The 11882-nt window shown below is 68.8% G+C and carries 7 protein-coding genes; 2 read left to right on the forward strand and 5 right to left on the reverse strand.

Translation table 11 applies throughout. The features are described 5' to 3' along the window. Window positions 1-206 precede the first annotated feature (206 nt). Both IPG50_36130 and IPG50_36135 read right to left on the reverse strand, forming a co-directional pair. A complete protein-coding gene (locus IPG50_36130; GenBank protein MBK6697573.1) occupies window positions 207-2378 on the reverse strand; it encodes an extracellular solute-binding protein in 2172 nt (723 codons plus the stop codon). A 1130-nt stretch (window positions 2379-3508) separates the two neighbouring features. After that, window positions 3509-3967, reverse strand: a complete 459-nt coding sequence (locus IPG50_36135) for a hemerythrin domain-containing protein (protein MBK6697574.1) — start codon at window positions 3965-3967, stop codon at window positions 3509-3511. Window positions 3968-4222: 255 nt separating this feature from the next. Here IPG50_36135 and IPG50_36140 point away from each other — a divergent pair, with 255 nt between their 5' ends. Further along, the gene (locus tag IPG50_36140) at window positions 4223-5110 is read left to right on the forward strand and encodes a diguanylate cyclase (protein ID MBK6697575.1); all 888 of its coding nucleotides are present in this window, start codon (window positions 4223-4225) and stop codon (window positions 5108-5110) included. Window positions 5111-5114: 4 nt separating this feature from the next. On the opposite strand, the gene IPG50_36145 is transcribed toward IPG50_36140, so the two are convergent. The 3 genes from IPG50_36145 to IPG50_36155 all read right to left on the reverse strand — a co-directional run bounded on the left by IPG50_36145 (window position 5115) and on the right by IPG50_36155 (window position 10615). Continuing rightward, on the reverse strand, window positions 5115-7502 hold the full coding sequence (locus IPG50_36145) for a penicillin acylase family protein (protein ID MBK6697576.1): 2388 nt from the start codon (window positions 7500-7502) through the stop codon (window positions 5115-5117). A 20-nt stretch (window positions 7503-7522) separates the two neighbouring features. After that, the gene (locus tag IPG50_36150) at window positions 7523-9283 is read right to left on the reverse strand and encodes a hypothetical protein (GenBank protein MBK6697577.1); all 1761 of its coding nucleotides are present in this window, start codon (window positions 9281-9283) and stop codon (window positions 7523-7525) included. 123 nt (window positions 9284-9406) lie between these two features. Next, window positions 9407-10615, reverse strand: a complete 1209-nt coding sequence (locus IPG50_36155) for a c-type cytochrome (protein MBK6697578.1) — start codon at window positions 10613-10615, stop codon at window positions 9407-9409. A 276-nt stretch (window positions 10616-10891) separates the two neighbouring features. On the opposite strand from IPG50_36155, the gene IPG50_36160 reads away from it, so the two are divergent. Continuing rightward, window positions 10892-11863 (forward strand): metallophosphoesterase, encoded by a 972-nt coding sequence (locus IPG50_36160; GenBank protein ID MBK6697579.1) that lies wholly within the window; start codon window positions 10892-10894, stop codon window positions 11861-11863. Window positions 11864-11882 lie beyond the last annotated feature (19 nt).

An 11882-nucleotide genomic window follows, 5' to 3' on the forward strand; every position in this document is an offset into this window, starting at 1 on the left:
CGTCGCTCTGCATGATCGAGGCCAGCGGTCCCGGCGTGAAAATCGCTGACGCGAACCGGGTTTGGGGGCCGCGTGGTCGCGTTTTTCCGAACCGCTTGCGCAGGAGCGGCGCAAGTCCTTCGTCCAAAATGTGGACTGACCAAAGGGTCGTCGCCGGCAGCCTTACGACCTCGTTCGCGGCGCGGCCGTCGCCGTCGCACGCGCTCCTACCCTTGGCGTGCGCGCAAGGTTCTCGTGAATAGGAGCAGGAGCAGGAAGATGAGCACAGCGTAGGCGGTCCCGTAGCCGAGCTGCGCTTCCCGCGTGAAGGCCCATCGGTAGGCCTCGCTCACAAGGATGTCGGTGGCGCCGTCGGGCTCACCGCCGGAGACGAGGTAGACGACGTTGAACATGTTGAAGGTCCACACGCCGCCAAGCGCCACGGCCGGCGCGATGGCCGGCAAGACGATGGGCATGGTGACCAACCGGAAGCGTTGCCAGCGCGTGGCGCCGTCGACCTCCGCGGCTTCAAGGAGCGTCGGATCCATGCTCGAGAGGGCGCCCGAGACGACGACCATCATGAACGGGAAGCCGAGCCACGCGTTCGTGATGACGTTGGCCGTAAAGGCTGTGCCGAAGCGCGAGAACCACGAGACGGGCGATACACCGACGAGCGCCAAGAGCGCGTTCACAGCGCCAAACTGCCGGTGGAACATGCCCTTCCATACGAGCGCGGTCACGTAGGACGGCACAGCCCACGGGACGATGAGCAAGACCCGGTAGAGGCCGCGAAGGCGAAGCGTCGGGCGCGCCAGGAGCGTGCCCAAGAAGAGGCCCAGCGCCACGTGCAGCGCGAGGTTGACGGCGGTCCACAAGACCGTCACGAAGAGCGTTCGGTACACCGAGTCGGCGCCGAAGAGTGGACCGCCGCGCGCCGTAAGGATGTCGACGTAGTTGGCGAACCCCACGAAGGTCGGGGCTTGCCGCGTACCCGCAAAGAACGAGGTGAAGGCGCCCACCGCCAAAGGCACGACGACGAGGACGACGACGCTGACGGCGGCCGTGAGCGTCCAGGGTAGGAGCCGAGCGGAGCGACGCGCCTCGCCGGAGCGAATGAACGCACCCGCGCGAGACACCATGAAGGCGCACAAGCCCGTTAGGAGGACGCCGAGCGCCAAGAGCCACGGCATCGTCGCCGTCGCCGGCGGGGGAGGGCGGAGCGCGTCGTTGAAGCGTCGTTCCGCTTCGACGAGCGCGGCCTTCTCCGTCGCGTCGCCGCGGAGGACCTTCTTGATGGCCTGCCCCGTGGGTTGCCACACGGCTCGCATCGCCGGCGCCGCGCTCAGCGGAATGCCGTCGAGCGCCGCTTGCCGAAAGACGCGCAAGGTCTCATCGGCCGCGAGGTCGGGCTCGGCGAGGGCGTCGTCGTCGGTGACCACTTGCTGCCCCACGCGCGCGCGAATCACGCTGGCCGGCTTCTGCGAGAGAAATGCTCCGAGGGCGAGGGCGTCTTTGCTCGCCGCGCCGCGCGGCGTAAACATCGCGGCCTCGACGGTGACGTACGACCGAAGCGGGCGCCTCTGCGCGGCGTCGGCGAAGGGGAGCTTAGCGACGCGGTAGCGCACCCTCGCTGCGCCGCCAGTGCCGAGCTCGGCGGCCAAATACGGTCCGCCGATGACCGCGGCGGCACGGCCCGTCGTAAAGAGGCTTAGGACGAGCGCGCCGTTCGGCTCGCGCGGCACGACGCCACGCTCGGTGAGCGTCCGAACAAGAGCGAGGGCGTCTTGGCTGAAGGCGCTGCTGCCGCCGTAGCGGAGGCCGTCTTCGCTGAGCAAGAGGCCGCCAAAGGCGTGCACGAAGGCCGCGTGGAAGAAGACGTTCTCAGCCTCGTAGGCCAAGGGATAGACGCCCGATGGAAGCGGCGTCGCTTCGAGCTCTTGAAGCGTCGCCGGCGCGCGCGGCAAGAGCGCCTCGTTGACGTAGAGCGCCAGGGCCTTCGTCGCGAGGGCGATGCCGTAGCGGCGGCCGTCGATGAGCAACGTCTCCTCGAGCCTCGCAGGCAAGCCCGACCTCGGCGAGTCGTTCGGCAGAGGCGCCACGACGCCGAGCCTTGCGTGCACACCGAGGCGCTCGTGGGCGTCGATGAAGAGATCAGGGCCGTTGCCCGAAGGCACCGCCGCCTGGAGCTTCGCGAGGTACGCGTCAAAGGGGACGGCGAGCAGCTCGCTCTTGATGCCGAGCGCCGCCTCCGCCGCGACGACTGCTTCGCGAAGGCCGCGCTCTTCGCCGCCGCGGTACGAGTGCCAGACGACCACAGGCTCTTTGGCGTGCGCCGTCGTCGCGGCGAGCCACGAGGCGAGGAGCGCGCAGACGACGAGGACGAAGCGCGCCGGCACCATCGCTCCCGTCATCGCGGTGCGGCGAGCGCGAGCTCGCCGTCGAAGAGATGGACCGCCTCGGGGAGGCGTACAGCGGCGCCCGCTCTCCGACTTTCGGAAACGAGCCCTCCACGCGCGCGACGAAGCGCGCATCGCCGTCGAGGAGGCCGTAGGCGAAGGCGCCAAAGCCGAGCGCCTCGACGAGCTCGATCTCGAGCGTTCCCACGTTGACCGCCGACGGCGTCGGCGCACCCACGGTGACGTCGTGAGGGCGAATGCCCGCCGTGACCGTCATGCCGCGTGCGGCGCGACCGCCGAAGCGGGCGGCGTCGACGGGAACCGTGAAGCCGCGACCTTCGAAGCGAAGGCCGTCGCTCTCGCCGGCGCCTTCGAGCCGACCGTCTATGAAGTTCATGGGAGGCGAACCGAGGAAGGTCGCGACGAAGCGCGTGCGAGGTCGCTCGTAGACCTCGAGCGGCGGGCCCGACTGCTCGACCTTGCCGCCCTTCAAGACGAAGAGGTCGTCGGCCAAGGTCATGGCCTCCACTTGGTCGTGCGTCACGTAGAGCGACGTCGCTCCGAGTCGGTCGTGAAGCTTGCGGATCTCGATGCGCACCTCGGCGCGAAGCGCCGCGTCGAGGTTCGAGAGGGGCTCGTCGTAGAGGTAGAGCTGCGCGCTTCGAACGATGGCGCGGCCCATGGCGACGCGTTGGCGCTGGCCGCCCGAGAGCGCCTTCGGCAAGCGCTCGAGGAGCGGCTCGAGGCCGAGGATGCGTGACGCTTCGGCCACGCGAGTTTGAACCTCGGCTTCTGGCGTCTTTCGCAGCCTGAGGCCAAAGGCCATGTTGTCCCTCACCGTGAGGTGCGGGTAGAGCGCGTAGCTCTGGAACACCATGGCGATGTCGCGTTCGCGCGGCGGCCGATGGGTGACGTCTCGATCGGCGATGCGCACGACGCCCTCGTCGACGGTCTCGAGGCCCGCGACGACGCGCAGCAGGGTGCTCTTGCCGCAGCCGCTCGGGCCAACGAGCACGACGAAGCGGCCCTCGCCGATGGCCAAGTCGACGCCGCGCAGCACCGGCGTCGTGCCCAGCGTGCGGACAACGCCCAATAGCTCGCAGCGGAACGGCCCTTGGGGTCGCGCCGCCAAGTCAGTGCCTCTTCTTCCCCTGGAGCTTCGCTTGGAGGGCCTTCAGGTTGCCTTCGCTGAGGGTCTTCCGGATGCCGCGCAAGAGCGCCGTCTCCCGCTGCGCGTGCGCGGCGTAGGCGGCCTCAAGGCGCTCGAAGAGCGCGCGCATGGTGACGACGTCGAGCTCGCTCCGCGCGGCCACGGCCTGGAGCCTTACGGCGAGGCCACAGATGGCGTCATGCCCTTCGGCGAGCGACGCGAGACTCGTCGCTGCCTCGGGCGCCAACTCGGCGAGCAGCGGGAAGACCGTCTCTTCCTCTTCGCCGAAGTGCTCGATGACCAGCTCCGTCAGCGCGTAGAGCTTGTCGGTCAGGGCGGCGCGGTCGAACTCCGGCCCCTTGAACCACTCGCCAAGCTCTAGCAACACCGCCGACAAGGGCGCATGATCGTGCTCGAGTCGCTCGAAGAGGTCGTCGTGCATGGCGCCGGAGGCTACTCCGTTTTGGCGTCGGCGGCGCCGTTTTGGCGACCCGAACGCCGCCCTGCGATGCTCGTTTGCCACGGCCCGTCGGCTCGGTCCGTCGCGAGCTGACGCTTCGGGCGGAAGGCCTTGCACGCCGGCGCAGATTCGGCGCCCCGCCCCGCGTCGACGAGCGCTTTCGCCCGGTTTCGGTGAGGCATCGCACTTGCACACGTTACGCCGCTTGGCCGGTCGCTGGCCGAGGTTGGGTGCATCATGAGCCCGTCTCTGTCGATCCTCGTTGTGGATGATGAGCCGTCGGCTCGGACCGGCCTCCGCCATGCCATTGTCGCCTGTGGTCATCGCTGCTCTACAGCCGCCGATGGCGACGACGCCGCTCGGCTCCTCGCGCACGCCCACTTCGACGTCGTCATCAGCGATTGGCGCATGCCTCGCATGAGCGGCATCGAACTCTGCCGTGAATTGCGCGTGCACGAAGAGTCGCTCTACACGTACTTCATCCTCGTGACGGCGATGAACGACCGAGAGCATCGGCTCGAGGCCCTTGCCGCCGGCGCGGACGAGTTCTTGAGCAAGCCCATCGACGTCGAGGAGCTTCGGCTGCGGCTCAGCGGCGCCGAGCGCCTCGTGACGGGACAGCGTCAGATGCGACGCGACAGCGAGGGGGCGGCGGTGCTCGCGCGCATGGACGCGCTCACGGGCGTCGGCAATCGACTGCGCATGGAGGAGGACCTCCACGCCCTGGTGTCAGACGCCGAGCGCTACGACCACGCGAGCTCCCTCGCGTTCTTTGACATCGACAACTTCAAGCAGTGGAATGACACGCACGGGCACGTCGACGGCGACCGCATCCTGAAGGAGGTCGCGTACGCCATCCGGCACGCGGTGCGCGCGGCGGACCGCGTCTACCGCTACGGCGGCGAGGAGTTCGTGGTCACGTTGCCGCACCAGACCGCCGCGGAGGCGGCCCTCGTCGCGGAGCGCGTTCGCGCCGCGGTCGCCGCCGCGTGCCCCGTTACGGTGAGCGCGGGCGTGGCGCAGCTCGCGCCGAACGCCACGGCGCAGGACTGGATCTCGGCAGCCGACGCCGCGCTCTACCGTGCGAAGGCGCGCGGCAGGGACCGCGTCGTCGTTGCCGATTGATCGATCACGGCGCTCGCGTGAGCACCAGGTGGTGTCTTGCGAGCGCGTCGGCCGCGGGGCGCGCGAGGGGCATCGCGGCGACCCGTCCGTCCAGCCACAGGCGGTGGAGATCGCGGTAGTGGACCGAGAGCGGGTGCCCCGATTGGCCCGTCGGCACCACGAAGCCGGAGCCGCTTCCGTCGGGCGACCCCATGTCGACGATCTCGCGATGGCTGGCGCCGTCCTTGTTCTTGAAGGGCGGCGTCGCCTCCGGATAGATGGCCACGTTGACGGTGTGGGAGGAGCCGCCGCGCTTCACCGGCCCGACGTTGAAGCCCAAGAGCGCGTCGAGCGCACGGACCCGCCCGAGCGGGTGCTCGAGGTGCGTGGCGTGAAAGTCGCCCCAGGTCTTCCTACCAACGGTTTGCGCCGCCTCGCGCATCGCGTCACGGGCCAACGCGTCGAGCGACTCGACCTCTGGCGTTCGCACGTCGTCGACCCATACGCTGCCGCCTCGATCGAGCGTGTCGATGAGGACGAAGCGGGGGAAGTACATCTTGTCGCCCGCCCACTCGTCTTCGCCGACCTTCTTCCGAAGGGTCTCGAGCCAAAGGTAGAAATACGCGGCCCCGCGCGAGTCGGCCCGCGCCTCCGCGTTCCACTTCGAGAGCTCTTCCTTCGCCTCCGCGGCGCCGGCGGCCTCGGCTGCGGCGATGGCCCTCGGCAAGAAGCGCTTCGCGAGGGCGTCCTCCACGTCCATCTGTTGGCGCGCCACGTCGTTGGCGGTGAACTTGTCGCCGCGCAAGAGCAGCTCGCGAATGCGCATGGCGCGGAAGGGCGAAGCCCAGATGCGCGTGAGCAGGTGGGGATAGTCGTCGCCGACCTGCCGGTGGTTCGCCGTGACGACGAAGCCGTCGGTGAGGGGGCGGCCGCCGGGGGGCGCGTCGCTGCGCGCGAAGGGCTTCTCCTCGGGCGTGAGGAAGCGCTCCCATTCGTACTCGTCGGTCCAGCCGGGCGCGGGCAACATGCCATCGCCCTTCTTGCGCACCGGGACCTTGCCGAGGAGCACGTAGCCGTAGGTGCCGTCGTCGGCGCCGAAGACCATGTTCTGCTTCGCCGTGTCGAACTCGCGCGAGGCGTCGAGGAACGACTGCCACGTCGTGGCGCGGTTCATTCGCAAGAGCGCGTTCATGCCGCGCGCCGGCTCGACGGCGCTCCAGCGCATCGAGAGCGCCCGGCCTCCGCCGCGCTTGTCGACGTCGGAGAAGAGCGGGCCGTGACGCGTGGAGCGCACCACGTGCACGACGTCGGGCTTGTCCTTGACCATGATCCGCTCGTCGCGGCGCACGAGCGGCACGAGGCCGCCGGGCGTGAGGTAGCGTCCCTCGTCGTCGACCTTCTCGATGTAGAAGTCGACGTCGTCGACCATGGCGTCGGTGAAGGCCCACGCGAAGGTCCTGGCGCGGCCGAGGATGACGCCAGGGATCCCCGGGATCGTGACTCCGGCGCGGTCGACGTCGCCACCGTGGATCGCCGCCAGGTAGAAGAGCGACGGCGCCCGCAGCGTGAGGTGCGTGTCGTTGGCGACGATGGGCTTTCCCGAAGCCGTCTTCGAGCCGCCGATGACCCATGAGTTTGACGCGTGGGAGGCGACGACGGCGCTGAGCACCTCGCGCGTGGTGTCGTCGACGCGCGGGAGCGGGACGCCGCGCGTCGGTGGCGTGTTTAACCCCAAGCGCCCCTCGGCAGGCTTGCTCGCGAGGATCGTTGGGCCGTAGGCCGGGTAGGGCGGCCCGAGGGCGCGGGCGTGCGCCTCGCCGAGTTTGTCCAAGGCGCGCTGGTGTTCGAGCTCGAGGTCGAAGGACGCGAGATCGGCTGCGATGATCTTCGCGACCGACAGGGTGTTGCGGACGGTCCAGGGCTCCGGCTCGATGCGCAGAATGACGAACTCCGGCGGCAAGGCGCCGCTTCGCGACGTCAAGAAGGCGTTGACGCCTGAGACGTACGCTTCGACGACGCGCCGGGAGGTCTCGTCCAAGAGCTCCACGTCCGCGCCGGCGGCTCGGCCCATGCCCACGGTGCGCATGAAGCGGTCGGTCTCGACGAGGTCGGCGCCGAAGATCTCTGCCAATCGACCGTCGGCGACGCGGCGAAAGAACTCCATCTGCCAGAGCCGATCTTGGGCGTGCGCGTAGCCGAGGGCACGGTAGGCGTCGTCTTCGGTGGTCGCCCAGATCGACGGGATTCCGTATTCGTCGCGCGTGACCGTCACGTCGGCGGAGGCGCCCTTTAGAGGCAGCGTGCCGCTCAGCGTGGGCAGCGACGAGCGGAGGTACGCGCGGCCGGAGCACGTCGCGGTGAGGAGCAAGGCCCCCAACGCGAGCGCTCCGCGCACGAGGCGCGATCGATTCATGGGCGCGAGTCTAGCCAAGGTTAAGGCTCTCGTGAGGGTGGGCGTGAGGGCAGCGGGCGCGGCGCCCGCGGAGTGGCGACGTGCTCGCGCAGGTAGTGGGCCGCGCTCTCCACCACGTCCTCGTGTTTGCCAAAGACATCGAAGGTGATCGGCGCGCCGACGGTCGCTTCGAGGGCGCCGCGCGCGTATTCGCGGATGAGGGGGATCGGATGCGTCAGGCTCTCGGCCATGATCGTTGTGGCGAGTCGATCCTTCGCCAGGCCGAGCGCGCCGAGCGCGGCCGCTTTCTCGTGCGGGAGGCCGAGCGCCGCGGTGGTTCTCAGGATGTTCGCGTCGAGGCCACCGTAGAGGCGCTCGACGCGGGACCGGTCATAACGCTTGCCCCAGAGACGTTCGAGGTCGGAGAGGAGCGCGCCGGCGGTTTTGTCGGCGTGGCACAACGCGCACTCGAGCGGTCGATCGCGCTCGACGCGGCCCGCGTCGGTCGGCGAGCCGATGCGGTGGTAGCGCGTGAGGCGGCCGTCGAGCCCCATGTTCTTTCGCGGCATGTGGCACGAAACGCAGCGGCCGCCGGCGCCGTCGTCCAAGTGGTGCGTGTGCGCCTCGCGCGCGGCCTTCGCGGCGAACTTCCCGTGGCAACTCACGCACAAGCCGTCGCCGGCCTTGGTCTCGAAGGTCGCTCTCGCGCGCGCGTCGCTCCGCTCGTGCGGGTCGTGGCAAGCGGTGCAGGCGAGGGCCGATGCGCAACGGCTGAGGAGAAAGTCCCGCGCTTCGCCCGAGTTGATGGGGCTGCCGCCGGGGTCTATGGCGCGCTTTCCGCCTTCCCACGTGGGCTGGTAGCCGGAGAAGAGGACGTGGTGGCAGCGTGCGCACGCGCGGTTGATCTCGCGGGCGCGACCGCTCTTGCCTCCATCGCCGCTCGCGCCTCCGGCTCCTACACCCGGCAGCAGAACCTCGACGCCGCCGCCGACGGGAGCGAACGACGGACGAACGCGCGGATCCTCTACGTGGGCTTTGGCGCCGCCGTGGCACGCTTCGCAGCCGACGCCGAGGTCGACGACGTGCCGTTCATCGAAGCGCCCGCGCGTCTCGTTGAGCGTCGTGGCCGTCAAGGCCGCGACCTCTTGCGGGTCGTCGTTGGGTCCGGCCTTCTGCCCTCGTAGGAACGCGAGCTCCTCCGTGAGCGCCTCCGCGAGCCGCGCCTTGTCGGTGACGCGGACTGTGGCTCGCAGCGCCGGCGGCAGAAACTTATCCGCGTTCGAGCCCTGATAGCCGCGCGAGCCGGGGCTCAAGAGGCCGAGCTCCGTCGACAGGAGCGGCACCGTGTTGTGGCAGAAGATGCACGTGGTCTTCCAAACGGGGCCCGCCTTGAGGCCGGGGCGCTCTTCCGACATCACCGAGTAGCCCTTGTAGCGAAACCGCTTGGGACCCACGAGGTACGAGACCGGCAGGATCTCTTCGTCGATGGAATCCTTGGCGATGCCCACGAAGTCTTCTCGGTGGCGACCGCCGATGATCTTGGTGACGCGGTAGTCGTGATCGCCGAAGGCGGCGGACCGAACCGCGACGAACCGCTGGCCGCCGCGCAGCTCGAAGGTCGCGCTGTCGTCCTTGAAGCGAAAGACGCTGCCGTCGAAAGGAACCACGATGCACGCCGTCTTCGCGTCGCGGGTCATGTCGTGCATCGACACGGCGGAGAACTTCGCGGCGATTTCCCCATGGCAACCCGCGCAGCTCTTCTGGCCGGCGTAGTCGCGACGGAGGACATTGCTTGTCGTCACGCTTGACGTCGCCGCGGCTGGACCGCGGGCGCCCGACACGTCTGGCGCGCGGTTCCCGCCGCAGGCCACCGCGACAAGGAGGACCCCCGCTCCCCTAAGGACGCGGATCACGGACGCGCCTCTTCAGGGTTTCGCGCCGCCGCGGACGCCGTAGCCGCGGTCGCGCCAAACCATGATGCCTTCGTCGAGGACGGCGGCGCGCGCATAGCCAAGCTTGCGCAGCGTGTCGCGTGCCTTGACGCTCACCGCGTGGGGGCACGCGCAATAAGTCAGGATGTACCGATCTTTGGGGATCTGCTTCGCGTAGGCCTCGACCTCGTAAAATGGAACGCTAATGGCGCCGACAACGTGCGCGCGCACGTAGTCGGAAGGCGCTCGCGCGTCGGCGATGATCACCGTGGCCCCTCGATCGATCTCCTTCTTCACGAGGTCGACGGGGACGAAGTCGGCCTTGGCGTCGAAGTTTGGCTGCGGGCCCTTCGGGTTGATGACGACGTTCTTTAGGGCCCCGGGCCGAGGCGGCAGCTCGGTGATCTGTTCGACGGGCTTCTGCCAAGTTCGGAGGAGCGCCACGAGGTCCGACGTTGCGGTCTTGCCGAGCTTGTCGAAGGCGAGCATCGGCGTGCCGGGGCGACCGCGCTCGATGCTCTTCTGCAAGAAGTCGTCGTTGGCCACGGCGAGTAGCTCCCCGCCGAGCGCGATGTACTTGCCGTTGCGACCTTCCGCGCCGTGGCAGCTCTCGCAGAACTTCTTGTAAATGGGCGCGCCACGGGCCGCATCGCCCGTGACCTTCTCCGCGGAGAGCTCCTCCGGAGGGCGAGCCTGAAATCCACGAATGAACGCCACGAGCGACGTCACGTCGGCGTCGGAGAGCGGCCCCCCTTTGCCGTGCGACCAGCCGCTCATCGTCGTGCCGGGACGTCCGTTGGCGATGGTCTTCGCCAAGAACTCGTCGCTCGCGACGCGCAGGAACTCGGGGTTCGCGATGGCGGGCGCTTCGTCTGCGGCGTAGCCCTCGCCCTGCTTGCCGTGGCAAAAGTCGCAATATTTCCCGTAGAGGGTCTTGCCGCGCTCGAAGGCCGCGGCAGGGCTGAGCGCCGCGTCGACGGCGGCGGTCGCGACGGGCGCGGCGGCGTCGACGATGGCCACGGCCTTCGCGTCGGCGCCTGCGTCGGCGGTCCCGGTCTTGCTGATCTTCACGCACGAAGGCAGCACGCACGAAAGCAGGGGGGCGGCAAACGCGGCGACCGCCGCAAGCGCGAGGGGCGATGCCAGCGCGACAAACACGGTTGCGATGGCCGCGCCGCGGGGCCTCTTCGCTTCGGGCGACATGCCCTCTCACTACCAGACCTCCTGCACCTTTGGGGGATGTAGGTTCACAAGAACCGGCGCCGCTGGACGCGTTTGCCGCCCTCTCCAAAGAAGGAAAGTCGGACCGCCCCACAAAGACACGCGCGCGCCGAGGCCAGCCATGGTTATTCTGAAGTTTCCTCTGGCGCTCGCTCGTCGGCGTTCCGAGGCAACCGGCTCCCCTATGCCCTCCCTATCACGCCACGAGCGTCGGGCACCGTCATGGGACTAGGCGCCTTGTTCTCCCCGCGAAAGCGCATGCACTCCGGCCCTGTCTACGCCATCGCTGATGTCCACGGATGCGACGAGGAGCTTCGCGCGCTCCTCCAGCAGCTCCCGCTCCATCGCGACGCGCTCGTGGTGTTCTTGGGCGACTACATCGATCGAGGCCCCAACTCGAAGGGCGTCGTCGACACGGTCCTCGAGGTCATGGACTACTGCCAAGTGGTCTGCCTCCTCGGCAACCACGAGCTCATGCTTCGCGAGTTCCTCGACGGCTCCGACGCCCGTCGCGTCGCGCGGTTCATCTACAACGGCGGCGGCGCCACGCTTGCGTCGTACTCCAACGAGGACGGCCACTTCACCATCCCGCCGGAGCACCTCGAGTTCTACCAGAAGCTCGCCTACTACCATGTCGAAGGCGACTACTGCTTCGTCCACGCGGGCATTCCCGTCGACGTGAGCAAGATCGATCTCGCGCTCCACGGCGAAGACATGGTGTGGATGCGTCGTCGCGCGGGCATGCAGGAGCCGAACTTCGACAAGATCGTCGTGCACGGCCACACGCCGGTGCCGGAGGTCGAGATTCGACCGCGACGCATCAACCTCGACACGTCTTGTGTGTATGGGCATCGCCTGACGGCGATGGAAGTGCGCACCCAGCAGATGTGGCACGTCGACCGCCGTGCCGCGCCGACGCCGCTCTACCTGCGCGACTCGCGCGAATCGCGCCGCGAAGCCTTCCGCTTCACCGGGCGCGTTCCCGTCGTGGTGCAGCACGAGGGGCGCGTGTACCGCTTCGCCACCATCAACTATTCCGAGATCGGCATGCTCATCAAGCCCGTCGACAACCTGCCCTCGGGCTCGCTCCGCGCCGGCGCGCACGTGACGGGCCTCATCGGCACCGACGCCGAATCGACGCCCTTCCGTGGCGTCGTCCTCCGTGTCGACGAGCAAGCGCGCCACGCGCTCAAGATCATTCCCGAGCCGCAGAAGCAGAGCACTCCGTAGGAGCGCGCGTCGGTGAGCG

The sequence above is a fragment of the Myxococcales bacterium genome, from assembly GCA_016703425.1.
Classification (GTDB): Bacteria; Myxococcota_A; Polyangia; order Polyangiales; family Polyangiaceae; genus JADJCA01.